The organism is Oceanisphaera submarina (genome assembly GCF_046521305.1).
In the GTDB taxonomy this organism is placed as follows: domain Bacteria; phylum Pseudomonadota; class Gammaproteobacteria; order Enterobacterales; family Aeromonadaceae; genus Oceanimonas; species Oceanimonas submarina.
Genome location: NZ_JBKGFN010000003.1, coordinates 117,568 through 142,719, shown reverse-complemented (window position 1 = coordinate 142,719; position 25,152 = coordinate 117,568). Strand labels below are relative to the sequence as shown.

Below are 25,152 nucleotides of genomic sequence, written 5' to 3'. Positions count from 1 at the left end.
GTGAGGGCTTTAGATTCTACTTACCGCTTCCGGCTTGCCGCTTTGCTATGAGCCACTTGTTCCAGCTGGCGACCACCCAGTCCCGCTCCTGAGTGAGTTCTGTGTCCGGAACCAGACCCGGCTGGTCCGACAGGCTCAGCCGGTGACCCCGGTCGCGAATGGCGCAGTAGGCGGTTTTCAGCCTCCGGGCTTCGTCTTCTTCCAGCAACCCGACTTCCACCGCCGACTCCAGAATGCGGATATTGTCCGACCAGCGGGTCAGGGCCTTAGGATGCTCATGACCATGGGCCAGCACCAGGTACTGGGTCAGAAACTCGATATCGACCAGGCCGCCCGCCGACTGCTTGAGATGAAACTCGCCGGGGCCGGCCTTGCTCAAATGAGTGCGCATCTTCTCGCGCATCTTGACCACCTCTTCGGCCAAAGCGACAGGGGCACGCCTGGTGCTCAGGGTTTCCCGCCGGATCCGCTCGAACTCCTGATGCAGGGCCGTATCGCCCACGATCAGTCGGCTGCGCACCAGCGCCTGATGTTCCCAGATCCAGGCCTCGTTCTGCAGATAATGCTGGTAGGCATCAAGCGGGCTCACCAGCAGGCCCGCGTTACCGCTGGGACGCAGCCGCATATCCAGCTCGTAGAGTACTCCGCTGGGGGTGCGGGTGCTGAACAGGTGAATGATGCGCTGAGCCAGCCGCAGGTAGAACTGACGCACGTCCAGCGGTTTGTTGCCGTTGGTCTGACCCTTGAGCCCGGCCTCCTGCACAAACACCAGATCGAGATCCGAGCTGTAGGCCAGCTCGATGCCGCCCAGCTTGCCGTAGGCCACCACGCCAAAACCCCGCCGTGGGCTGTCCGCCACTATTTCGGGTACCCCGTGGCGGTCGCTGATCTGGACCCAGGCCTGGTTGACCACCTCTTCGACGATGGCTTCCGCCAGCCAGGTCAGGTGATCGCTCACCTTCATCAGCGGCAGGGCACCGGCAATGTCGGCGGCGGCGATGCGCAACAGGTGGATCTGCTTAAACTGGCGCAGGGCTTCCATCTGCTGCTCCACATCCTCTTCCGGCACTCGCAGCAGGAACTGGCGCAATTCATCCTTGTAGGCATCGAGCGGCATCGGGTTGTACAGCACCTGGGGCACCAGCAGCTCGTCCAGCAGTATCGGATAACGGGCCAGCTGTTCGGCCACCAGCGAGCTGGCTTCGCACAGGCGGATCAACTGGGTCAGAGCACCGGCATTTTCCACCAGCAATTGCAGATAGGCGGTGCGGGTCACGATTTGCAGCAACAACTTCTGCAGACGCGCAAACAGAATGCCGGGCGTGTTCGACTGACTGACCTTGTCGAGCAGCACCGGCATCAGTTTTTCCAGCGCCTGTCGTCCCTGGGGGCCCATGGCCCGGCGCGGACATTCCTCCTTGAAGGTATTGAGCGCCCGGGCCAGGCGCACCGCCTTGTCTTCATCCATGCCCTGCTCCTGCAGCACGGGGAGCAGTTCCGACTCGTCCAACTCGGTCTGCCACAGATCGAACCAGACCTGGGCCGCACCTTCCTCTTCGGCCTCTGTGCTGTCACCGATAAGGCCGCCAAATTGCCGGTGTACCCCGTCCATGGCCTGGCGCAATGCCTGGTAGAAACCGTCCCAGCCGTCGTGCCCCATCAGCCAGGCCAGCCTGCTGCGATTGAGATCATCCTGAGGCAGGGTCTGGGTCTGTTTATCGTCAAACGCCTGCAGGAAGTTTTCGACCCGGCGCAGCAGGCGGTAGCTCTGATGCAACTGCTCGGCCTCGGTGCCGGTCAAGGCCCCGGACTGATGGGCCGCCGCCAGGGCATCCGGCAGGTGGCGTACCTGCAGCGCCGGCTCGCGACCACCACGGATCAGCTGAAATACTTGGGCGATGAATTCCACCTCGCGAATGCCGCCGGCCCCCAGCTTGATGTTGTCCTGCAGACCCTTGCGCCGCACCTCGGCGGCGATCATCGCCTTCATCTGACGCAGAGAGTCGATAACACCGAAGTCGATATAACGACGAAACACGAAGGGCTTGAGCATGGCGCGCAGCTCGGCGGTATATTCGCCCTCGTCGTTGAGGATGCGTGCCTTGACCATGGCGTAGCGTTCCCAGGTACGACCGTGATGCTGGTAGTAATCTTCCATGGCGGCAAAACTGACCGCCAGCGGTCCCGACTCGCCGAAGGGACGCAGCCGCATATCAACCCGGTACACCTGACCGTCGACCGTGGTCTGGTGCAGGGCATTGACCAGCTTCTGCCCCAGACGGATAAAGAACTGCTGATTGGCCAGCTCGCGCCGTCCGCCCCGGGTTACGCCGTTATGAGGAAAGGTGAAAATAAGGTCGATATCGGAGGAAAAATTCAGTTCGCGCCCCCCCAGCTTGCCCATGCCCAGGATCAACAGGGGCACGGCATTGCCATCGGCATCGGTCGGCGTGCCCAGTTCGGCACACTGGTGTCGATACCACCAGCGATAGGCAGCCACAATCAGGGCATCGGCCAGCGCCGAAATATGGCTGAAGCTTTCTTCCACCTCGGCGCCCAGCAGCATCTCTCGCCAGGCGATCAGCAACAGCTCCCGGCGACGAAAACGGCGCAGGGTTCGCTGCAGGCCTGGCTCACCATTCACTTCGGCCAGCAAGTCCGCCAGCTCTGGCTGGTAGCGCTCGGCGCGGTTGGCGTTGTGCAGATCCTGTTCGTCGTCCAGCTCCAGCGCCAACTCGGGCTGCCGGCACAGGCTGTCGGCGGCGAAATCGCTGCAGGCAAACAGGGCATGCAATTGAGTGCGGCGTTGCTCGCTCAGGGAAGCCACCAGCTCGGCGGCACCTTCTTCGAAACGAGACCAGTGCTTGTCGGCCTGGGCCTTCAGCAGGGAGGGCATATCAACCATGTACGTATCCTTCGTCGGCGGCGTCTGACTGCAGATTATCATTGTTATCGTCGTGACACAGTGCGCCGGTACAGATTGTCGCGCGCCCCGTGCATCGAAAGGCAGGCTTGCACTGAAGGTAATAGCTGATTTAGTCTGTAATGGACTTATTATGTCAGGACCTCTTGATGGATCTATCAGTTATCGGCCACCACCTCGAACGGCTCGACGAGCAATCGACTACCGGCTTTCGCTTTCAATGCTTTCCCATCACCGGCGACGTCGAGGTGCTCAAGGTCACGGTGGAAGGGCGGGAAGAACTGCCGCTGTTTATTTCGGTCTCCGACGATCAGATTATCTGTATCAGCTATCTGTGGGATGAGTGCCAGGTGAATCCAGTTAGGCGCCAGGCCATGCTCGAGGCCATGCTCGACATGAATATTCCCATGCCGCTGTCGGCCTTTGCCCGGCTCGATGACTGGTATGTGGTGTTTGGCGCCCTGTCGCTCAATTCTGCCCTGGCAGATATCGAGCACGAACTGGCGGTGCTGAGCGACAACTGTCTGGAAGTGATCGAAGACATGGCGGAGTTTCTATTATGAGGACCGGCCGATGAGCACCCTGGGTCAGGTACTGCGTAGCCTGCACAACCCGGACAATGGCGGTCTGGAGTCGGATCGGGTCTGTGTGCAGCTGCTGCGCGATGGTCGCCATGCCGAACAGCATATGCAAGGGCTGGCACGCCAGTGCCGGCAGATCGGTTTGGATATCGAACAGCTGCGTCGGCAACTGCCTGCTTTGCAGCAACTGCGGGACGAACGGGAACAGGCCGCCCTGGCCGCCCTGGTCGCCGGTGCACAAGAGCTGGCCCGTCAGTTGGCCACCGACCTGGCCCGCGAAGAAGACAGGCTAGATGCCAGTCAGCTTGCGCTCACCAGCCTGCTTAAACGACAAAATTACTATCAGGGCCGCTGGCTGAGTGCCGAGCGTCATTATCACGACCTGTGTCGCCAGCTGGCCATGGCCAAGACCACCGCCTGTGTGCGCAAAGCCATGATCGCCATTCGCCGGCATCCGGCGGTAACGCTGGTCAACGCCAAGCAGGCACTGTCCGATATACGGGCACGAGAGCAGCAACAAGCGGCAGATTCGGAGCCTGAGGCGACGCCGGCAGCCACAGAAGTGCGCAGTGCCGATCAGGTACTGGCGCGATTAGAGCAACAACTGAGGGGCCGTTCATGAACCAACGCAAGCTGCCGGATAAATGGCAAAGCTCGGTCCGCGCCGCCAAGGCGGTGCAGGTTGCCTTCGACATGGATGAAGCCTTGCAGTATCAGATCCGGAGAGAAGCGCTGGATAACGGCCTGAGTCCCTCGGATCAAATCCGCCATATTCTGACCCTGCCCACCGCCGACAGGCCCAAACGCCCCCGGCTGACGGTGTCGCTCAGCCCGGAAGATTATGTTCATCTGGCCGAGCGCTACGGCCTGCAGCCCGAGCAGCAGCTGGAAATAAAACATAGAGTAATGGATGAGTTGCTGAGCTACAGCCAGCAGATGCTGACCCCCTTGAGTAACAAACCCAAAGAGTAGCCCTCGCGATAGCAGTATCCAGGCTGCCCCTGTAGATACTGCATCGCCTGACGATTTTCGCCACCTAAACGGGCGCCTGCAAGAGCCGCTTCAACACCAGTAGGGTTGCAGCAACAGCGCCTGGGCACGAGACTGCTCCAGTGCTTCCAGCAGAAAGCGCTGTTTACGCGCCAGCCATTCATCCAGCTCGGCGCCGTCCTGCTCGTCCAGATCCTCACTCAGATCCAGCAGCGGCGACAGCATGTCCAGATCTTCGATGCCGCGCAGTATGTCGAGCCAGGGCATACGAAACGCGATCCGCTCCACTTCCGGGTACAGCTCACTGAAACAAAGCCCGACCATGAGATTGCGCCTGAGCTTGCCCTTTTGCTGTATGTATTGCGCACCATTCAACTCCGGCTTGCCCAGGGCGCTGTGCCGCAGAATATGCCAGCTGTCATTCAGCCGTTGCCGGGCCAACTCTGCCACCGGGGCCGCCAACTGGGCCGTCTGCGCCGGTGCCAGTCCTGCTCGCCAATCCTGTCGGTACAGCCAGTGGGTCAGCCCCAGCATCAGTCGTCCATAACGGGGACTGTAGAACAGGGCCCGCAGCTGGGCCTCGTCGGGCAACAGCGCCTGCTGAGCCATCAATTGGCTGAGCAGGGTTTTCTGACAGTCCAGCCGACGCAGGTAATGTCCCTTGTCGGCGGTCAGGTGTGCCAGCATCTGGGCCCGATCCAGCCAGGACAACTGCTGCTGCAACCACAGCAGGTCGTCGATCCAGCCGCTGTTGACCCGGTGCGAGACCAGCTCGCCGAACAGCAGCAGGGTCTGGTGTACCAGAGAAACCCCCTCCCTAAGCTGTACCAGCCATTCGAGACTCGAGTCGGCCAGCCAGCCTTCTTCATGATGCTGCCAATGGCCAAGCCCCTTGTGCAGTAGAGCCACCATTGTCTGCTCGCAGGCATACTGCGGGTGTAGTGCCAACGGCTCCAGCATTCGCAGCCGGGGGCTGGGGCTGAGCCCCGCCAGTTGGTAGCCCCGCTTGGCTTTGGAGACAGCTCCCAGCCGCAGGCCTCCCTCTTTCAGTAGTACCTCGGCCAACTCAAACAGCTGGGAGGCGTCGCCCTTGACCAGCTCCAGCTCCAGCTCGTGAATCGGCTCTCGCCTTTCTCCCGCCTGAACTTCACCTTCATCCAGCGCCAGTTCTATTTCGGTACCCTCGATAACCAGTAACCAGCGTCGACGCTGAAAGTCGGTGCTGAACAAGGGTTGCAGTACCTGTTGTATCCGCGCCGGATCCACCGATTCGGGCCAGATCTGCGCCGGAAACAGAGACAAGTCAGGGGTGTGCACCGTCAGGGGCACATTGTATTCCGGCCGTTGATGCAGCCCCCCGACCTGACTACCCGCCAGCTTGATGGTTTGCTCCATCTCCCCGTTCTGGCTGCGAATGCGCAGGCCGGCATCCATCTGGCGCAACGCCAGTTCGGCGGTATCAAAATAGGTGTTGGCCAGGTGCTGCTGATCCTGCTGGAGGACTTGGTAAGATTGCAACAGCGTAGGCAGCCGACTGCCCACATCGGGCGAGACAAGAAACTTGAGTTCGATTTCTGTATCCATAAGGGGGTCCGGGAGTTCCAACCTTTTGATTTAATAGTACAATAATAAAATACCGAGGGACCGAGACCTCGGCATAATGAAAAATGCTGTTTTCTTGCCTTTATAGTTAAGTTACCATTCGCGCCACTTTAATGTATCGAGTGTTTTTTCACCGAAACAGGGTTGGCCATGCCAGTAAATACTATTTTAGGACTCTTTGCCAAGTCTCCGATCAAGCCCTTGCAGAAGCATGTGATTAAAGTCCATGAAGCTGCACAGCAATTGGTTCCCTTCTTCGACGCCATGTGGGAGCAGAACTGGGAACAAGCCGAGATCATTCAAAGACGCATTTCCCAGCTCGAACGGGAAGCCGACACGCTGAAACGAGAAATTCGCCTCAAACTCCCTCGCGGCCTGTTTATGCCGGTTGAACGTACCGATATGCTGGAACTGCTTACCCAGCAGGACAAAATCGCCAACAAGGCGAAAGACATCGCCGGCCGCATGGTCGGTCGCCAAATGAGTATTCCCCCGCAACTCAAACCCGCCTTTATGGAATACCTCAGCCGGTGTATCGATGCTACCGCTCAGGCCGCCAAGGCCATTGACGAGCTCGACGAGCTGCTGGAAACCGGCTTCAAGGGCCGGGAAATGGATCTGGTGTCCGAGATGATCCACCAGCTCGACCTGATTGAAGATGATACCGATGTGATGCAAGCCAAGCTGCGTAAACAGCTGCAGGCCATCGAAGACGGCTATAACCCCATCGATGTCATGTTTCTGTACAAGATCCTCGAATGGGTCGGTGATCTGGCAGATCAGGCCGAACGGGTAGGTGCCCGTTTAGAGCTGATGCTGTCCCGTTCCTGAGCGAAATAACAAGGTATAACAATGGATATCATCGCTAACTACGGCACCACGCTGATTCTGGTGGCGGCGCTCTTCGGCTTTTTCATGGCCTGGGGTATCGGTGCCAATGATGTGGCCAACGCCATGGGCACCTCTGTAGGTACCCGTTCGCTGACCATCAAGCAGGCGATCATCATCGCCATGATCTTCGAGTTTGCCGGCGCCTACCTGGCCGGCGGCGAAGTCACCTCTACCATCCGTAACGGCATCATCGACTCCAACGCCTTTGTCGATCACCCGGACCTGCTGGTATTCGGCATGATTGCCTCGCTGCTCGCGGCCGGTACCTGGCTGTTGCTGGCCTCCTACTTCGGCTGGCCGGTATCCACCACCCATTCCATTATCGGCGCCATCATCGGCTTCGCACTGGTGGCTCTGGGATCGGAAGCTGTGCACTGGAACAAGGTCGCCGGCGTGGTCGGTTCCTGGATTATCACCCCGGCCCTGTCCGGTGTGCTCGCCTACTTCACCTTCATCAGCGTACAACGGTTGATTTTCAACGCCGACAATCCGCTGGCAGCGGCCAAAAAGTACGTGCCGATCTACATATTCATGACCGTGATGGTGATCTGCCTGGTGACCCTGAAGAAAGGTCTCAAGCATGTAGGTATGGACATGACCGACGTCCAGAGCTGGGGGCTCTCCATCCTTGTTTCTCTGATCAGCGCCGTACTCTGTGGACTCTACATAAAGCGCCAGCAGTACAATCCTAACGATGACAAGGACATGCATTACTCCAACGTGGAGAAGGTGTTCGGCATTCTGATGGTGGTGACCGCCTGCGCCATGGCCTTTGCCCACGGCTCCAACGATGTGGCCAACGCCATAGGTCCGCTGTCTGCCGTGGTCAGCATAGTTCAGAGCTCCGGCGAAATTGCGGCCAAGTCCAGCATCGCCTGGTGGATACTGCCGCTGGGCGGTATCGGTATCGTCATCGGCCTGGCCTCACTCGGTCACAAGGTAATGGCCACCGTCGGCACCGGTATTACCCACCTGACGCCCAGTCGTGGCTTCGCCGCCCAGTTGGCCACCGCTGCGACAGTGGTGATCGCATCCGGTACCGGCCTGCCCATTTCCACCACCCAGACCCTGGTCGGGGCTGTGATGGGGGTTGGTCTGGCTCGAGGCATCGCAGCGCTCAATCTTAACGTATTGCGCAATATAGTGGTTTCCTGGATAGTCACGCTGCCTGCCGGCGCTATTCTGGCCATCATCTTTTTCTATATTATTCAGTGGTTCTTCAGCTGAGCAGTGACTTCAAGGGGGCAAATGCCCCCTTGTTCTTGTCCTGCCCTTCCGCATTAATTACCATGGCCCCATCGTTGAGAGTGAAGGAACCCCCGGTGAAATCAAAACTTCTTGTGGTACTGCTGTGCTACCTGCCGTGGATCGGCGTGGCCGAGGCTGCCAATCGTTATATTTCCGATAACGTATATACCTATCTGCACACAGGTCCCAGCAACCAATTCCGTATTCTCGGCACCGTCAATGCTGGCGAGCTGGTCGAGCAACTGGAGCATAATGCCGAGACCAACTACGTGCAGATTCGTGACGCCGATGGCCGTACCGGCTGGGTAAATGGCGAATTTGTACAGGCAGAAGAAAGCTTTCGCTCCCGGCTACCATCGCTGGAAGAGGACCTGACAAACACCAAGAAGTTGCTTGCCTCCGTCGACGAACGCCACGAACTGGATATACAGGATAAAACCACCCGGCTGCAGCAGCAGGAACAGGAACTGAGCCTGGTGCACGATCAGCTTAACGAGCTGCGTCGACAGCATGCAAGGCTGGAAGCTGAAAACCAGCGTCTGAGCAGCCTGATGGATGACAAAGAGCACAAGATGCGCCTGGACTGGCTGCTGAACGGTGGCCTGGTGGCCGGTGCCGGTGTTCTGTTCGGGATACTGCTGCCTATGGTTCCTCTGCGTCGCAGACGCAATCAGGGCCGCTGGATGAACTGAGGCCGAATAAAGCAACGATAAAGGCGCCCTGAGGCGCCTTTATTTTTATACCGGTGTGAGTACAGATCGGGGTATTTTTAAACTCGGGCTCAGAGGCAACACAGCCGCCTCCCACGACACCGGTAAACGACACTCCCCCTTGCAGCCTACCGCGAATATTATCTGGATGTTCGGCCAGGCTGCAGCCGTTCGTCACGGCAAGACAAGCTCTCCCCTCTGAGGGCTCGGGAAATGCCGCCTGGCCGCCAGGAAGTCGGGAATGCCGGAACGGCAGGAGCATTTTCCGGACATGGCATTTCACGGTCGTGGTAGTCGGTCTCTGTTGCCTCTTCTCCAGCACCGAGTTGTCTGTAGACGACGCCAGCAGGCAACTTCCTGGCATCAGGGAGGATAGAGGGATCTGCTCCGCCGACCCTCGGCACCAAGGATGGCGCGCCGGTGCCTGTATGGAGGCATTACCGCTTAACGCTTACGGCTGTGTGGTTTGCTGGCTCAGGGCGAAGTGCCGGTTGGGCTTGCGATAGACGATGCCGTCTTGCAACAACCAGTGAAAGATATCTTCCACTTCTTCCAGCGGCTTCTCCAGCATGCGCGACACGGCTCCCTTGGCACAGCGCAGCTCACCCGCCTGTAACCGGGCCACCAGCTCATGGTAATAATCCGGGCGGGCCGGTACCACTGGCTCGTCCGGTACAACCGCCGTGGGCACCGCTTGCTGCTCTTGTTTCCTCTGGCTGCGCCGGAAACGGGTTTCTTCCCCCAGCAGAGAGATAAAGAAGGCGGCGAAGAAATCCAGCAAAACAGACAGAGCGGCGACAATACCAAACTGCACCCGCTCCAGCGGCCAGCCCAGACCATCTGCCAGGCTGGACATCAGGCCCATCAACGAGCTCTGGCTGGTAATGGCGATCTGATCCCGCTCCCGACGTAATTCATCCTGCCGGGCCCGTAATTCCTGATTGCGTGCCAGCATGTTGGTCATGCCATTCGCAATCCGTTTCATGTCGATATAGGCTTGGGCCGCCTGCTCGTTAATCTCTATTTCTCGATCCAGAGACACTATCTTGTCGTTGTAGCTCTGCACCTCGGCCGCCTTGGCCTCATCTCCCTTCATCAGGGTATTGGTAGCGGCGTTGATGCCGCCGACACTGCCGGCGATGGAAAGACCCGCCAATACCCCATAGAAGCAGAGCGCCTTCAGGGAGCCCACCGAATCACCGCGATTGGTTCGCTCGCCCATTTCATACCAGATATAAAACTTGCCGACCTCGAACACCAGTGCCAGGCCGCCAAACATCAGCTTCATCAGCAAGCCCTGTTCCAGCGACAGAAACAGCAACAGAGAAAACACCATGGATGCGGCAATGGAGGCGCCGGTGATCAGATAAACCACAGTCAGGGCGAAATGCCCCTTGGGAAGACGTTGATAGTGCACTTGGCTTGCTTACCACAGACAGAAATGAGCGCGCATTATAGGGTGAGTGCACACGACAAGACAATGCCGCCCACCGGCCGAGTCTTGTCGGCGGATCCCGCATTTTTCGCCTGTATGCTCCAGCTCAGAACAGAGCAGCATCGTCATCATCGACAACCGGGGGCGATGGCTTCGGCTATATTGATAAGGCCTGAACGTTAAGGCAAATCGCCCCTTTGGTATACGAAAAACAGAAAAAAACAGGATGCAATCCGATAAAAAGACCAAAACATCTAATAATGGTGATAAACAAACATTCGAACTGTTGATCACCGATTAATCGTATACATAGGCGTCATTAAGAACTGCCTAGCCCGGGCAGCCATCACCCCCGCAATATCAGGAGTGCCGTTATGTTTACTGCCGCCACCGTCTTTGCTCCCGGTTATGCCCCGAAGGATCTGCCGTCCCTGCGCCAGGATATAACCCGGAACTACATCGTCGACGAGAACACCTATCTTGCCGCCTTGCTGGAACAGGTGCCCGCCACCCGCCAGTCTCTGGCGCAGATCAACGAACAGGCCCGCCGACTGGTGGCCAGAGTACGATCAGAAAGTGACGGCGGTGACGGCATAGACGCTTTTTTGCAGCAGTACAGCCTGGACACCCAGGAAGGTATTATCCTGATGTGCCTGGCCGAAGCCCTGCTGCGCATTCCCGACAGCCACACCGCCGATGAGTTGATCAAGGACAAGCTGTCCGGTGCCGACTGGGCCAGGCATTTCCGCCAGAGCGACTCCACCCTGGTCAACGCCTCTACCTGGGGGCTGATGCTGACCGGCAAGATAGTACGCATGGACAAGAAGCTGGACGGTAATCCGGCCAATGTGCTCAATCGCATGATCAACCGCCTCGGCGACCCCATGGTGCGCTCGGCCATGTATGCGGCCATGAAGATCATGGGTAAACAATTCGTGCTGGGCCGGAACATCAAGGAAGCGCTCAAGGCCAGCCGCAAGTCCCGTGATCTTGGCTATACCCACTCCTACGACATGCTCGGCGAGGCGGCAATGACCGCCGCCGACGCCGAGAAATACCGAGCCGATTACGCCAACGCCATCAATACCGTCGGTGCCGAAAAACTCAACAACCCCAGGGTGCCTCGCCCTTCCATTTCCATCAAGCTGTCGGCCCTGCACCCCCGCTATGAAGAAGCCAACCGGGAGCGAGTGCTGACCGAGCTGTATGGCACAGTACTCGGGTTGCTGGAACAGGCCCGTAAACTGAATGTGTTTATCACCATAGATGCGGAAGAAATGGATCGGTTGGAGCTATCACTGGATCTTTTCGAATCCCTTTATCGTTCGGATATAAACCAGGGCTGGGGGGGACTCGGACTGGTTATCCAGGCTTATTCCAAGCGAGCCCTGCCGGTACTATGCTGGCTGACCGCGCTGTCTCGCAGTCAGGGGGATGAAATCCCGGTGCGTCTGGTGAAAGGCGCATACTGGGACAGCGAAATCAAACTCTGCCAGCAGACCGGCATCGACGGCTATCCTGTCTATACCCGCAAGGCCGGCACCGATGTGTCTTATCTCGCCTGTGCCCGCTATCTGCTGAGCGACGCCACCGAGGGCGCCATCTATCCCCAGTTTGCCACTCACAACGCCCATACGGTGGTGTCGGTGATGGCCATGGCCGGGGAACGAAACTTCGAGTTTCAGCGCCTGCACGGCATGGGCGAAGAATTGTATAACGCCGTGCTGGCTGAAAACCCGGGATTGAATTGCCGCATCTATGCACCGGTCGGCGCGCACAAGGATCTGCTGCCCTATCTGGTGCGCCGCCTGCTGGAAAATGGCGCCAATACCTCCTTCGTGCACAAGCTGGTAGATCCCAATACCCCTATCGAGACCCTGATCACCCATCCACTGACCAGCCTGGAGGAACAGGGCAGCCTGGCCAACGACAAGATACCGCTGCCGCTGGCCATTTTTTCCGACCGGAAGAACTCCCAGGGACTGAACATGAATATCGAAGGCATTCGCGCTCCTTTCTTCAACGCGCTGGATGAACTGGCTACCAAGGCCTGGCAGGCAGGCCCCATCGTGGGCGGCAAAACCCTGACCTCGGGTGCAGCCAATGCGGTACTGAGCCCGCAGGATCACAGCCGGCAGGTGGGCCAGGTCTATTTTGCCGACAAAGCCACGACAGAACTGGCCGTCGGCAAGGCGCAGGCCGCCTTCAAGGGCTGGCGCAACACGCCGGTAGAGATCCGTGCCCAGGCACTGGAAAAACTGGCCGACCTGCTGGAAGAGCACCAGGACGAATTTATTTCCCTCTGTACCCGGGAGGCAGGCAAGCTGCTGCAGGACGGCATCGACGAGGTACGTGAAGCGGTGGACTTCTGCCGCTACTATGCCGTTGAGGCCCGTACCCTGATGGAGCCAAAAAAGCTGCCCGGCTACACCGGCGAGCTGAACCTGCTGTTCGCCCAGGGCCGTGGCCCCTTCGTCTGCATCAGTCCCTGGAACTTCCCGCTGGCGATCTTCCTCGGTCAAATAGCCGCCGCACTGGCCACCGGCAACACCGTACTGGCCAAGCCCGCCGAGCAGACCAGCCTGATCGCCCATCTGGCGGTCACCCTGGCCCACCAGGCCGGTATTCCCACCGATGTGCTGCAACTACTGCCCGGCGACGGTGCCACAGTAGGGGCCACGCTGACTGCGGATCCGCGTATTGCCGGCGTCTGTTTCACCGGATCAACCGACACCGCCATGCTGATCAATCAGACCCTGGCCAAGCGGAAAGGCGCCATCATACCGCTGATCGCCGAAACCGGCGGCCAGAATGCCATGATCGTCGACTCCACCGCCCTGCCCGAACAGGTGGTCCGGGACGTGGTACGTGCCGCCTTCCAGAGCGCCGGCCAGCGTTGCTCCGCCCTGCGGGTACTCTACCTGCAAGACGACATCGCCGAGCGAGTGCTGGAGATCCTTAAAGGCGCCATGAACGAGCTGAGTGTGGCCGACCCGGCACTCTGGTCGACCGATGTCGGCCCTGTGATAGACCAGGACGCCCAGGCCGGTCTGGACGCTCATCTGAGCAAAATGCAGGCCGCCGGCAAGAAAATCATCGCCCAGACCCTGCTCGGCAAGGGCTGCGACCAAGGCTTCTATATTCAGCCCACGGCACTGGAAATCGCCTCTATCGGGGAGCTGGAAAAAGAGCAGTTCGGCCCCATACTGCATGTGGTGCGCTTCAAGGCCAAAGACATAGACCAGGTGATCAATGATATCAATAACACGGGTTACGGCCTGACCCTCGGCATCCACAGCCGTAACGAGTCCTTTGCCGAGTATGTGGCCCAGAGCATTGATGCGGGTAACGCCTATATCAACCGGGATCAAATCGGCGCCATGGTGGGTGTACAACCCTTCGGTGGTCAGGGCCTTTCCGGCACCGGCCCCAAGGCCGGTGGGCCTCACTACCTGACCCGCTTCATCACCGAGAAGACCATCACCAACAACACTACTGCCATCGGCGGCAACGCTACCCTGCTGTCATTGGGGGAAGGCTAAACGAGAGCGGCCAACCGCAAAATTGAAGTTGCAATAAGAAAAGACGCTGCGGCGTCTTTTTTCATATTCAGCCGTTATAATGGCTTTTTTCGAGCGAGGACCTGAATTCGTGAAAGTCTATCTGGTGGGAGGCGCGGTAAGAGACGAACTACTGGGCCTGAAGGTCGAGGAGTGTGACTACATGGTGGTGGGCGCCACTCCCGAGCAGTTGATCAAACTCGGCTACCAGCAGGTCGGTAAAGACTTTCCGGTTTTTCTGCATCCGCAAAGCAAAGAAGAATATGCTCTAGCCCGCACCGAGCGTAAATCGGGCAAAGGCTATACCGGTTTTATCTGCGAATTCGGCCCTGACGTGACGCTGGAAGAAGACCTGATGCGCCGGGATCTGACCATAAATGCCATCGCCCGGGACCAGCAGGGTAGGCTGCATGATCCTTACGGCGGCCAGGCCGATATCGAGGCCAGAGTACTGCGCCATGTGTCCGACGCCTTCGGTGAAGATCCGCTGAGGGTACTGCGGGTAGCCCGCTTTGCCGCCCGTTTTCACGCCCAGGGTTTTACCGTGGCCGATGATACCCGGGTCCTGATGCAACAGATGGCCGCCAGCGGCGAGCTGAGTGCCCTGACGCCGGAGCGGGTCTGGAAAGAAACGGAAAAAGCCCTGGCCTGTGAGCATCCCCAGGTATTTTTCGAGGTATTGCGTCGATGCGGGGCGCTCAGGGTACTGTTTCCGGAAGTAGATGCCCTGTTCGGTGTGCCCGGCCCTAAAGAGTGGCATCCGGAAATCGATACCGGCCTGCATACCATGATGGTGCTCAAACGCGCCGCCCAGCTGGGGGCCGGGGTTTCCTGCCGCTTTGCCGCCCTCTGCCATGACTTCGGCAAGGCGTTGACCCCCTCGGACAGGTGGCCCAGCCATCATGATCACGGTGAACTGGGAATAGTGCCGATCACGGCGCTGTGCGAACGCTTCAAAGTGCCCACCGAACACAGGGAGCTGGCCATACTCATGAGCCGCTGGCATATCTGCCTGCATCGACTGGTCGATCCGTCGCCGGAGCAGGCCGAGGCGGTACTGGCGCTGTTTCAACATACCGATGCCTGGCGAAAGCCCGAGCGTTTCGCCCAGTTACTCTTGTGTGCCCAGGCGGACTTGCAGGGCAGAGCCGGCTTCGAGCAACGCCCTTATCCCCAGCGAGAACGGCTGTGGCAATGGCTGTGCGAGTTAAGAACCATTGCCGCCGCCCCCTTTGTTGCCCAAGGTCTCAGGGGGCCGGCCATCGGCGAGGCCATTGCCGCCGCTCGCCTGCAGCAACTCAAGCAGTGGTTGGCTTAAAGCTGCCTGGCCATGACCCAGAACAGCACAGCGCCCAGCCCCAGCCGATACAGCACGAAGGGCATGACACCGATGCGATTCAGCAGAGCCAGAAAAAGATGAATGCAGGCCAGGGCGCTGGAAAAAGACACCACCACACCCAGGCCGATGGCCGGCCAGGGCATAGCCAGGCTGGAGCCGATTAAGCCGGTCGCCTGGTGGCTGCCGGCCAGAAAGATGATGGGAATCGACATCAGAAAAGAGAAACGGGCGGCGGCCTCCCGGGTCATGCCCAACATCAGACCCGCGGTCAGAGTGATGCCGCTGCGAGAGGTGCCCGGGATCAGGGCCAGCGCCTGGGCGCATCCCAACAGCAAGGCGCCACGCCAGCCGGTCTGATATTCGTTTTTGTGCAGCCGCGCCAGCTTGTCCGCGCCCCACAACAACAAACCAAACACCACTGTGGCCGTCGCTATCACCCAGCCGGAACGCAGATAGTCGGCAATGATACCGCCAAACAGCGCCCCGACCACACAGGCAGGAATCGTCGCCAGCACTATGCTCCAGGCCAACCGCGATTCGGCATTATGTCCTTTACCGCGTAAAGAGCGGGACCAGGCCAGGGTCAGGGTGACGACTTCTTTGCGGAAGTAGTGCAGCACTGCCAGCAGACTGCCCAGATGCACCGCCACGTCGAAGGCCATGCCCTGATCCCGCCAGCCCAGCAACACAGAGGGCAGGATAAGGTGCGCCGAGCTTGAAATAGGAAGAAATTCGGTAAAACCCTGAATCAGGGCGAGCAGAATGACGTGCGCTTCCATATTACTATTCCTTTAATCGATTACGTCCGCAGGCTAGCAATATTCAATAACGCTTTAATGACGTATCAACTAATGCCGCTGCCGTGGGCAAAACGTTCTATTTCCACTCCAACCCCGGCGGCATTCGCCACCGCGCCCGGCTTGGTCAGCCGAACTTTTACCGAGTGAACCGGAAATTCCCTCAGGATCAACAGCGCTATCTGCTCGGCCATGGTTTCGACCAGCTCTACATGATTTTGTTCGGCATGATGGGTGACTTTCTTGGACAGGGCTGCGTAGTCCAACGCCTTGTCGAGATCATCGCCCAGCGCCGCAGGACGAGTGTCATATCCCATCTCCAAATCGAAGCGGAGCTTCTGCCGTATATCCTTTTCCCAGTCATAGGCGCCTATGGTGGTTAGCACCTCTAGGCCTTGCACAAACACTTTATCCATCATCTCTATCTTCTGTTAAGCTGTGGCTATCTTCGGCGACCGGGCCCGCTGGCCCTGCCAGCTCAGCTAACCAGTAGCTCGGTTTAGGCGCGCAATAGTAACGGATTGACCCCGAGGTATAAACCGAGAATGACGGCACTCACCCTGTTTATGATCATGCTCGCCTACCTGGGGGGCTCCATCTCCAGCGCCGTGTTGATCTCTCGTCTTTATCGCCTGCCGGACCCACGCCTGCATGGCTCGGGTAATCCGGGAGCCACCAATGTGTTGCGCACCGGCAACCGCAGCGCCGCTGTCTGGGTGCTGCTGCTCGATATTCTCAAAGGCACCTTGCCGGTGTATATGGGCTGGTTTCTGGATATAGGCCCCTTGTATCTGGCGCTGATTGGCATGGCCGCCTGCCTGGGGCACATGTTCCCGCTGTTTTTTCACTTTCGCGGCGGCAAGGCGGTGGCCACCGCCCTCGGCACCCTGCTGCCGCTGGGCATGGACATGACCGGCCTGATGCTGATTACCTGGCTGGTCAGTCTGGGACTGTTTGGCTATTCCTCGCTGGCGTCACTCATTACCGCCCTGGTGGCGCCACTCTATGTCTATTTCATCAAACCGGAATATACCCTGGCGGTCGCCCTGCTCTCCTGCCTGATAATCCTGCGCCATCACCGTAATATCAGCCGACTCTATCATCACCAGGAAACACCGATTCTGGACAAGTTCAAGCGCAATCGTGAGGAGTGACACGGCTCCTCCTCACGCCTCACCATCAGTTCAGTTCACCGCTTCCAGCTCGTCCAGCGGCCAGCGCGGCCGGGCTCGTACCGCCAGCGGTTCCATCTCGCCGGCTTTCAGTCGTTGCAGGCCGGCGAAGGCAATCATGGCGCCGTTGTCGGTACAGTATTCGTTACGCGGATAAAACACCTCGCCGTTCAGCCCGATCATCAGCGTTTCCAACTGCTGGCGCAACGACACATTAGCACTGACGCCGCCGGCCACCACCAGACGATTGAGCCCGGTCTGCTGCAAGGCGCGCTTGCACTTGATGGCCAGGGTATCCACTACCGCCTGCTGAAAGGCATGGGCGATGTCGGCCCGGGTCTGGTCGTCGTTGCCTTCGGCGGCGATGGTGGTGGCGGTGGCGGTCTTGAGACCGGAAAAGCTGAAATCCAGCCCGGGCCGGTCGGTCATGGGACGCGGAAACTTGAAGCGGTTGGGCTGCCCCTGCTCGGCGAGCCTGGCCAGCCGCGGACCGCCGGGATAATCCAGCCCCATCAGCTTGGCGGTTTTATCGAAGGCTTCACCGGCCGCATCGTCCACCGACTCGCCCAGAATTTCATAGCGACCGATACCGTCCACCCGCACCAGCAGGGTGTGCCCACCGGACACCAGCAGGGCGACAAAGGGAAAGGCCGGCACCCGCTCTTCCAGCATGGGGGCCAGCAGATGACCTTCCATATGATGCACCGCCACCGCCGGCTTGTTCCAGGCAAAGGCCAGGCTGCGGCCTATGGTGGCGCCCACCAACAGGGCGCCCATCAGGCCCGGCCCCGCCGTAAAGGCTACTCCGTCAATATTATCTTTGGTACAGCCGGCATCGGCCAGGGCAGCTTCAATCAAAGGAATGGTTTTACGAATATGATCGCGGCTGGCCAGCTCAGGGACCACGCCACCATAGTCCGCATGCAGCGCCACCTGGCTGTATAACTGGTGAGCCATGATACCGAGTTGGTCGTCATAGATGGCGATGCCGGTTTCATCACAGGAGGTTTCTATACCTAATACACGCATGTCGGTCTAATCATTCAAGGCTGTCGGAAAAGAGGGGCCTATGTTACCCTCCCCGTGATTTTTTAACCAGCGAAGGGCTGCCGGACTTTACTTTCGGTTCCGGTTCAGAGTAGAATTTCGCACCATTTTTATTAGTCAAACTGGTCGGTGACAGACCAGTTAACCGAGGTGAGAGGCACATGCCAGTAATTAAAGTACGTGAAAACGAGCCCTTCGACGTAGCCCTGCGTCGTTTCAAGCGTTCCTGCGAAAAGGCCGGTATTCTGTCTGAAGTGCGTCGTCGCGAGCACTACGAGAAGCCGACTACCGAACGCAAGCGCGCCAAGGCTGCTGCTGTTAAGCGTCATGCCAAGAAACTGGCTCGTGAAAACGCACGTCGTACTCGTCTGTACTAAGTTGTCATTGATCTCATGTCTTTAAAAGACCAGCTGTCAGAGCAACAAAAGATTGCCATGCGTGCCAGAAACAAGGCGCGCCTCGGCACCTTGCGTATGCTGCTGGCAGAGATCAAACAAAAAGAGATAGACAGCCGCGAGAGCCTGAATGATGACGCCATCATCACCATCGTCACCAAAATGGTGAAACAGCGTAAAGATGCCGCCACTCAGTTTGAGCAGGCCGGACGTCAGGAGCTGGCCGATGGTGAACGCCAGGAAATCGTGGTGCTGCAGGAATTCCTGCCGCAACCTCTGACCGCAGACGAACTGGATGCCTTGCTGACGCAAGCCATCGCCGATACCGGTGCCACCGGCATGCAGGATATGGGCAAAGTGATGGCGGAGCTCAAACCGCAGATCCAGGGACGTGCAGATATGGGTAAGGTCAGCGCCAGCATCAAAGCCAAACTGGCTTAAGCGCTCAAGCTGCTCCCTGCCGACGGGCCGTGCCTCTTTATGAAGCACGGCTTTGTTTTTTTCGCTTTCCGGTGAATGATGACAGGCAGAATCCCCCAATCTTTTATTGACGATCTGTTGGCCCGCACCGACATCGTCGATCTTATCGATCAGCGGGTAAAGCTGAAGAAAGCCGGCAAGAACTATCAGGCCTGCTGCCCCTTTCACAACGAAAAATCCCCCTCCTTTACCGTCAGTTCCGATAAACAGTTCTATCATTGCTTCGGCTGTGGCGCCCACGGCACCGTGCTGGGCTTTTTGATGGAATATGACGGACTGGAATTTCTCGATGCCATCGACGAACTCGCCGGCATGCACGGCGTCACGGTGCCACGGGAAAACGGCGGCTCTTCCCTGTCTCCTGCCCAACAGGCGGCGGCAAAGGCGGTACGTCAGGATCTCTACGGTCAGCTCAGCGATATCAGCCGCTTCTATCAGGTCCAACTGCGCCAATCGCAAGACGCCATCCAGTATCTCAAGGGCCGCGGCCTGAGTGGTGAGGTGGTCAAGCACTTCGGTATCGGCTATGTGCCGGATCAGTGGGACGGCGTCAAACGCCAGTTTGCCCACAATCCGGAGGCCGAACGCCAGCTGATTGAAGGGGGCATGCTGCTGCAAAGCGATAATGGCCGCGTCTACGACCGTTTCCGCGATCGCATCATGTTTCCCATTCACGACAGACGCGGCCGGGTCATCGGCTTCGGCGGTCGGGTACTGGGTGACGGCACCCCAAAATACCTGAACTCACCGGAAACACCGGTGTTTCACAAGGGGCGGGAGCTTTATGGCCTCTATGAAGTTCGCCAGAGCCATCGTCACCCGGAGCGAATTCTGGTGGTGGAAGGTTATATGGATGTAGTGGCGCTGGCCCAGTTTGGCATCGACTATGCGGTTGCCAGCCTGGGCACCTCCACCACGCCCGACCATCTGCAACTGCTGTTCCGCACCACCCGCGAGGTGATCTGCTGCTACGATGGCGACAGAGCCGGACGCGAGGCCGCCTGGCGCGCGCTCGAAAATGCCCTGCCACTGATGCAGGATGGCCGTAGCCTGAAATTCGTATTTTTGCCCGACGGTGAAGACCCCGACACCCTGGTGCGCAAACTGGGCGCGCCGGCCTTTGAGCAGCAGCTGAGCCAGGCCCAGGACTTTGGCGACTTTCTGTTCGAGCGTCTGGCCCAAGACACCATGAGCGGTGACGCCGGTCAGCACGAGCTGGCCAACAAGGCGGCGGAAGCCATTATTCGAGTGCCGGAAGGCTTTACTCGCGAAGGCCTGATCACCCGGCTTTCACGCCAGCTGAACTGGGGTGAAAACGAGCGCCGGGTACGGGAGTTGTTCGGACGTTTGCAGCAGAACAGCCCCGAGCCGCCGGCTCCGGCCAGACAGGGCAGCAAAAAGATAAAGCTGACCCCTATTCGCCGGGCCATTGCCCTTGTGCTACAATATCCGGCTGCCGCTGCCAGGCTACCGGGCATGCCCGAACTGGCCGAATTGCCGTTACCCGGCATGGGGCTGCTGCAAACGCTGCTGAGTCAGGTACAACACCGACCGGACATGACGACGGCCCAGTTGCTCGAACACTGGCGCGACCATGAGTCCGAACCGGCGCTGGCTCGACTGGCAATGGCCGAAGGCCTGTTCGCAGGCGATCATATCGAGCAGGAACTGCAGGATATCTTCGTGGTGTTGATCAACGAGTACCTGGCCAGCCGTATCGAATCTCTGCAACGAAAAAGCAGTCAGCACGGGCTGACTTCGGCAGAAAAACAGGAATTACTGTTGCTGCTCAGCGAAAGCAAGGGTAGCAGCGGCTGAACATTGAAAAGTGGGCGTCGCGCCCCAATATCGTAAAACAGGCCCGGCAAACGGGTAATAATGATGAACCATTGAACGCTGCAGCACTCTCACCGTTTATGAAGGCGAGGCGTGTTGGCAAGCTCAGACCAGCATAGCGAGGCTGGTCAAATTTTGTTATAATCGGCTACTTGCGCGCCATAAAAGAGTGCCTAATGCCTACACCCTCTTGCAACATCTAACCGGACGAGTTCTATGGAGCAAACCCCGCAGTCTCAGCTTAAACTTCTCGTTGCCAAAGGTAAAGAACAGGGTTACCTGACCTATGCCGAGGTAAACGATCATCTTCCTCAGGATATCGTCGATTCCGACCAAATCGAAGATATCATTCAGATGATCAATGACATGGGCATTCAGGTGGTGGAAAGCGCCCCCGATGCCGATGATCTGATGATGTCTGAAACCACCGCCGACGAAGACGCCGCCGAGGCCGCCGCCCAGGCGCTGGCTTCTGTAGAATCGGAAATTGGCCGCACCACAGATCCGGTGCGCATGTACATGCGCGAAATGGGTACCGTTGAACTTCTGACTCGCGAAGGCGAAATAGACATCGCCAAACGGATTGAGGAAGGCATCAACCAGGTGCAGAGCTCGGTGTCCGAATACCCCGAGACCATCACCTCTTTGCTCGATCAGTTTGACCGCTTCGAAGCCGGTGACATCAAACTAAGTGACATCATCTCCGGCTTTCTCGACCCGGACGCAGTCGACACCGTCGCCCCCACCGCCACTCACATCGGCTCCGAGCTGAGTGAGAAGGAACTGGAAGACGAAGACGACGACGAAGAAAAAGATAAAGACGACGAAGAAGAAGAGGAAGTCGACACCGGCCCCGATCCGGAGCTGGCACGCGAAAAATTCGGCGCCTTGCGCGAACAATACGAACTCATGCGCGCCACCATCGAAGCCAAAGGCCGAACCTCTACCGAGGCCGCCGAGCAGATTGCCGAACTCGCCTACATCTTCCGCGAGTTCCGGCTGGTGCCCAAGCAGTTCGATCGCCTGGTCAATGCCATGCGTAACACCATGGAGCGCGTTCGCATCCAGGAACGCCTCATCCTGAAGCTGTGTGTAGAGCAATGCAAAATGCCGAAGAAAACCTTCGTGCAGGCCTTTGCTCAGCACGAAAGCGAACAGGAATGGTTTAACAAGCAGCTGGCTGCCGGTAAAACCTGGTCGGTGAAGATGGAAGATGTGGCCGAAGACGTGCTGCGTTCCATCGGCAAGCTCAAGCTGGTAGAAGAAGAAACCGGCCTGACCATCTCGCAGATCAAGGACATCAACCGTCGCATGAGCATTGGCGAGGCCAAGGCTCGTCGCGCCAAGAAAGAAATGGTTGAAGCCAACCTGCGTCTGGTTATCTCCATCGCCAAGAAGTACACCAACCGTGGCCTGCAGTTCCTGGATCTGATTCAGGAAGGCAACATCGGTCTGATGAAGGCAGTGGACAAGTTTGAATACCGTCGCGGCTACAAGTTCTCGACCTACGCTACCTGGTGGATCCGTCAGGCCATTACCCGCTCCATCGCGGATCAGGCCCGTACCATCCGTATCCCGGTGCACATGATCGAGACCATCAACAAACTCAACCGTATTTCCCGCCAGATGCTGCAGGAAATGGGTCGCGAACCGACGCCGGAAGAGCTGGCTCACCGCATGGCCATGCCGGAAGACAAGATCCGCAAGGTACTGAAAATCGCCAAAGAGCCGATCTCGATGGAAACGCCCATCGGCGATGACGAAGACTCCCATCTGGGCGACTTTATCGAAGACACCACCCTGTCCTTGCCAGCCGACTCCGCTACCAGCGAAAGCCTGCGTAATGCCACCAAGGACGTACTCTCTGGCCTGACCGCACGGGAAGCCAAGGTACTGCGTATGCGCTTCGGTATCGACATGAACACCGATCACACTCTGGAAGAAGTGGGCAAACAGTTCGACGTTACCCGCGAACGTATCCGCCAGATTGAAGCCAAGGCATTGCGCAAACTGCGCCATCCCAGCCGCTCCGAAGTACTGCGCAGCTTCCTCGACGAGTAACGGGCAGATTACGGCAGTCAAAAACGATAAAAGGGCGCCTCGGCGCCCTTTCTCTTTTCTGGTTTCAGTACCAACCGTTTAAAAATCAAACTGATATGAGCCGCCCCGACTAGACAGCCAGGACGGCTTTCCCTATAATCAGCTCCACTTTCGGCCCCTTAGCTCAGTTGGTTAGAGCACACGACTCATAATCGTTAGGTCCCCAGTTCAAGTCTGGGAGGGGCCACCATATACAGCAAGGGTTAGCAGGTTAACAGCCGCTAACCCTTTTTTGTTGCCTGCGGTTTGACCTGTAGTAATACCTGTAGTTACGGTGACATTACCTGCAGTTAGCAGCATGATAGATTATCATGTCACCATCATTAGTATCCAAGCCCAGAGCTGTGGCATGCTCTCCGCTATCGCAAGATAGTATCCCCTCCCTCACCATCTGTTCTGTTTGGCCTGCAAGGGCTGCTGCTCTGGCAACAGCTTTCGGACACATTTTCAAACGGCTGCTCGTTGCTCTGATTCATAGTTCATCGGACTCATATAGTCGTTGCTGGAATGCAGCCGCACCCGGTTATAAAACACTTCATATATTCGAAAATGGTCCGTTTCGCTTCTTCTTGCGTCCTGAAGACCTCGTGATAGATCGGCTCGGTCTTCAACATATGGAAAAGGATTTCGAATGGAGCCTTATCACAACAATTTCCCTTACGACTCAAGTTGCACCTAAAGCCATGCTGCTTTAGCAACTTCTGGTCGCTATCAAGAGCATACTGCTGCCTTGATCACATACACCAACGGCCCTGCTCCTGGCCGACCTTTCCAGATCGCTATATTAAGGACGTCATTCACCAGCGAGACCCGTGTTCGGCTATCCATCGACCAGTCCACCACGGTGCCCGATAAAGACAGCCAGGTAGAGCCACCCCTCCCGTATCGGGATATAGGTGATGTCCCCCACATAAGCCTGATCCGGTTTCTCCGCCGAAAAATTTCGTTCCAGAACATGCAGTGCAGTCGGTTTGTTGTGTTTCGAGTTAATGGAGATCTTGAGCTTCCACCACGTTTTACGCTCAGCTAATAGGGGCCAAAGCTTGGTAAAATGCAGAGGGCGCGACCCCAAATTGGCGCTTGAAAGCGGCTGAAAATGCGCTTTGACTGTCGTAACCGTGTTGTAGAGCAACTTCCATTATTGGCATGCCCTGAGCTAAAAACTCTAAAGAAAGTAGCAGTCTAGCTTGTTGGCGCCAGCGCCCAAATGTCACACCGGTGCAGTGTTTAAATCGGCGGTGAAACGTCTTGGGGCTCATGGCCAGTTGCTGAGCCCAGTGCTGTGCAGTGCTGCTGAGCTGGGGCTGTTCGGTCAAACTGCGACAGACATGGGCAATGCGATCGTCATCGGGCCAGGGCAGATATAAGGGTAAGGTCGGCAAGACACAGAGTTCGTCTAATAACAAGCGCATCACTCGCCCGTCGCGGCTGTCACTTTCGTAGGGGGCTTCTATTTCGGTGGCGGCCAAGATAAGTTCGCGCAACAGCGGCGAAACATCAATCACGCAGTTACCTTGCGGCATACCGTCAATTATATCCGAGTGCACAAACAAGCTACGTACCCGTGCCGCGCCGCGCATGCGTAGCGAGTGCTCAACGCCGGCCTGTAACCAAACGCCCCGACTGGGTGGGGTAACCCAGCGACCAGTCGGGCTTTCGATCACCAGTACACCTTCAATGGCATAAATAAGTTGCACGCACGGGTGGCTATGGGGCTCGACTATATGACCACTCGGGTAGTCAACTGCCACACCGCTAACTGGCATTGTAAAAGAGTCATAGTGCTGGCGAGTAAAGTCGACCATAGATGCATCCACTAAAGGTAAATTTCACGCGCTGAAGCCTATCACCAGAATGACCATTTCGCGATAACGGCAGACCATTTAGCGAAAGAAACGCTAAAGATAATCCCTTAAACTCGCAGGTGTAGCCTTATGTCGGAAAAATTAATGCATATCTATTGCTGCAGTTTACTACTACCAGTCCTCGACCGTCGCCGGGGGCTGCCATCGCGAATCCATATCCGCGTGTATTGATTTCCCTCAG

20 protein-coding genes, 1 tRNA gene and 1 pseudogene are annotated in these 25,152 nt (G+C 57.8%); 14 read left to right on the top strand and 8 right to left on the bottom strand.

All coding sequences use genetic code 11. The features are described from left to right. Nucleotides 1-16: 16 nt before the first annotated feature. A complete protein-coding gene (gene glnE / locus ACLEIV_RS04735) occupies nucleotides 17-2,947 on the bottom strand; it encodes a bifunctional [glutamate--ammonia ligase]-adenylyl-L-tyrosine phosphorylase/[glutamate--ammonia-ligase] adenylyltransferase (RefSeq protein ID WP_410455508.1) in 2,931 nt (976 codons plus the stop codon). Between the two features lie 125 nt (nucleotides 2,948-3,072). On the opposite strand from glnE, the gene ACLEIV_RS04730 reads away from it, so the two are divergent. The 3 genes from ACLEIV_RS04730 to ACLEIV_RS04720 are packed head-to-tail and all read left to right on the top strand — an operon-like array spanning nucleotide 3,073 to nucleotide 4,476. After that, on the top strand, nucleotides 3,073-3,486 hold the full coding sequence (locus ACLEIV_RS04730; protein WP_410455507.1) for a YjfI family protein: 414 nt from the start codon (nucleotides 3,073-3,075) through the stop codon (nucleotides 3,484-3,486). A 10-nt stretch (nucleotides 3,487-3,496) separates the two neighbouring features. Continuing rightward, on the top strand, nucleotides 3,497-4,126 hold the full coding sequence (locus ACLEIV_RS04725; RefSeq protein WP_410455506.1) for a hypothetical protein: 630 nt from the start codon (nucleotides 3,497-3,499) through the stop codon (nucleotides 4,124-4,126). Continuing rightward, entirely contained in the window at nucleotides 4,123-4,476 is a 354-nt protein-coding gene (locus ACLEIV_RS04720; protein ID WP_410455505.1) for a hypothetical protein, read from the top strand. Before ACLEIV_RS04725 ends, ACLEIV_RS04720 begins: the two co-directional genes overlap by 4 nt. Nucleotides 4,477-4,566: 90 nt before the next feature. Here the strand turns inward: ACLEIV_RS04720 and ACLEIV_RS04715 are convergent, their stop codons facing one another. Further along, nucleotides 4,567-6,078, bottom strand: coding sequence for a CYTH and CHAD domain-containing protein (locus tag ACLEIV_RS04715; RefSeq protein WP_410455504.1), 1,512 nt, complete (start codon nucleotides 6,076-6,078; stop codon nucleotides 4,567-4,569). A 168-nt stretch (nucleotides 6,079-6,246) separates the two neighbouring features. Here ACLEIV_RS04715 and ACLEIV_RS04710 point away from each other — a divergent pair, with 168 nt between their 5' ends. The 3 genes from ACLEIV_RS04710 to ACLEIV_RS04700 all read left to right on the top strand — a co-directional run bounded on the left by ACLEIV_RS04710 (nucleotide 6,247) and on the right by ACLEIV_RS04700 (nucleotide 8,927). Next, the gene (locus tag ACLEIV_RS04710; RefSeq protein ID WP_410455503.1) at nucleotides 6,247-6,927 is read left to right on the top strand and encodes a TIGR00153 family protein; all 681 of its coding nucleotides are present in this window, start codon (nucleotides 6,247-6,249) and stop codon (nucleotides 6,925-6,927) included. Nucleotides 6,928-6,948: 21 nt separating this feature from the next. Continuing rightward, nucleotides 6,949-8,214 (top strand): inorganic phosphate transporter, encoded by a 1,266-nt coding sequence (locus tag ACLEIV_RS04705; protein WP_410455502.1) that lies wholly within the window; start codon nucleotides 6,949-6,951, stop codon nucleotides 8,212-8,214. Between the two features lie 95 nt (nucleotides 8,215-8,309). Beyond that, a complete protein-coding gene (locus ACLEIV_RS04700) occupies nucleotides 8,310-8,927 on the top strand; it encodes a TIGR04211 family SH3 domain-containing protein (RefSeq protein ID WP_410455501.1) in 618 nt (205 codons plus the stop codon). Between the two features lie 469 nt (nucleotides 8,928-9,396). On the opposite strand, the gene ACLEIV_RS04695 is transcribed toward ACLEIV_RS04700, so the two are convergent. Beyond that, complete coding sequence (locus ACLEIV_RS04695; protein ID WP_410455500.1) at nucleotides 9,397-10,362, bottom strand: hypothetical protein; 966 nt, start codon at nucleotides 10,360-10,362, stop codon at nucleotides 9,397-9,399. Nucleotides 10,363-10,754: 392 nt separating this feature from the next. Here ACLEIV_RS04695 and putA point away from each other — a divergent pair, with 392 nt between their 5' ends. Both putA and ACLEIV_RS04685 read left to right on the top strand, forming a co-directional pair. Continuing rightward, nucleotides 10,755-13,922 (top strand): bifunctional proline dehydrogenase/L-glutamate gamma-semialdehyde dehydrogenase PutA, encoded by a 3,168-nt coding sequence (gene putA / locus ACLEIV_RS04690; protein WP_410455499.1) that lies wholly within the window; start codon nucleotides 10,755-10,757, stop codon nucleotides 13,920-13,922. Between the two features lie 109 nt (nucleotides 13,923-14,031). Then, the gene (locus ACLEIV_RS04685; RefSeq protein ID WP_410455498.1) at nucleotides 14,032-15,258 is read left to right on the top strand and encodes a multifunctional CCA addition/repair protein; all 1,227 of its coding nucleotides are present in this window, start codon (nucleotides 14,032-14,034) and stop codon (nucleotides 15,256-15,258) included. Here the strand turns inward: ACLEIV_RS04685 and ACLEIV_RS04680 are convergent. Beyond that, nucleotides 15,255-16,058, bottom strand: coding sequence for an undecaprenyl-diphosphate phosphatase (locus ACLEIV_RS04680; RefSeq protein WP_410455497.1), 804 nt, complete (start codon nucleotides 16,056-16,058; stop codon nucleotides 15,255-15,257). The genes ACLEIV_RS04685 and ACLEIV_RS04680 overlap by 4 nt on opposite strands. 65 nt (nucleotides 16,059-16,123) lie before the next feature. Then, a complete protein-coding gene (folB, locus tag ACLEIV_RS04675; protein ID WP_410455612.1) occupies nucleotides 16,124-16,492 on the bottom strand; it encodes a dihydroneopterin aldolase in 369 nt (122 codons plus the stop codon). Between the two features lie 129 nt (nucleotides 16,493-16,621). Here folB and plsY point away from each other — a divergent pair, with 129 nt between their 5' ends. Next, complete coding sequence (plsY, locus tag ACLEIV_RS04670; RefSeq protein WP_410455496.1) at nucleotides 16,622-17,230, top strand: glycerol-3-phosphate 1-O-acyltransferase PlsY; 609 nt, start codon at nucleotides 16,622-16,624, stop codon at nucleotides 17,228-17,230. Between the two features lie 30 nt (nucleotides 17,231-17,260). Here plsY and tsaD read toward each other — a convergent pair whose 3' ends face one another. Continuing rightward, nucleotides 17,261-18,277, bottom strand: coding sequence for a tRNA (adenosine(37)-N6)-threonylcarbamoyltransferase complex transferase subunit TsaD (gene tsaD / locus ACLEIV_RS04665; RefSeq protein WP_410455495.1), 1,017 nt, complete (start codon nucleotides 18,275-18,277; stop codon nucleotides 17,261-17,263). A 179-nt stretch (nucleotides 18,278-18,456) separates the two neighbouring features. On the opposite strand from tsaD, the gene rpsU reads away from it, so the two are divergent. The 5 genes and pseudogenes from rpsU to ACLEIV_RS04640 all read left to right on the top strand — a co-directional run bounded on the left by rpsU (nucleotide 18,457) and on the right by ACLEIV_RS04640 (nucleotide 23,296). Beyond that, a complete protein-coding gene (gene rpsU / locus ACLEIV_RS04660) occupies nucleotides 18,457-18,672 on the top strand; it encodes a 30S ribosomal protein S21 (protein ID WP_014293599.1) in 216 nt (71 codons plus the stop codon). 15 nt (nucleotides 18,673-18,687) lie between these two features. Then, on the top strand, nucleotides 18,688-19,131 hold the full coding sequence (locus ACLEIV_RS04655) for a GatB/YqeY domain-containing protein (protein ID WP_410455494.1): 444 nt from the start codon (nucleotides 18,688-18,690) through the stop codon (nucleotides 19,129-19,131). A gap of 78 nt (nucleotides 19,132-19,209) precedes the next feature. Next, nucleotides 19,210-20,988: a DNA primase gene (dnaG, locus tag ACLEIV_RS04650; RefSeq protein WP_410455493.1), complete on the top strand. Its 1,779-nt coding sequence runs from the start codon at nucleotides 19,210-19,212 to the stop codon at nucleotides 20,986-20,988. Between the two features lie 228 nt (nucleotides 20,989-21,216). Then, nucleotides 21,217-23,067: pseudogene (gene rpoD, locus ACLEIV_RS04645) on the top strand (RNA polymerase sigma factor RpoD); the annotation flags it as partial. Between the two features lie 152 nt (nucleotides 23,068-23,219). Further along, a tRNA-Ile gene (locus tag ACLEIV_RS04640) sits at nucleotides 23,220-23,296 on the top strand. Nucleotides 23,297-23,594: 298 nt separating this feature from the next. On the opposite strand, the gene ACLEIV_RS04635 is transcribed toward ACLEIV_RS04640, so the two are convergent. Continuing rightward, a complete protein-coding gene (locus tag ACLEIV_RS04635) occupies nucleotides 23,595-23,720 on the bottom strand; it encodes an IS3 family transposase (protein WP_410455611.1) in 126 nt (41 codons plus the stop codon). A gap of 408 nt (nucleotides 23,721-24,128) precedes the next feature. Then, nucleotides 24,129-24,911, bottom strand: coding sequence for an AraC family transcriptional regulator (locus ACLEIV_RS04630; RefSeq protein WP_410455492.1), 783 nt, complete (start codon nucleotides 24,909-24,911; stop codon nucleotides 24,129-24,131). Nucleotides 24,912-25,152 lie beyond the last annotated feature (241 nt).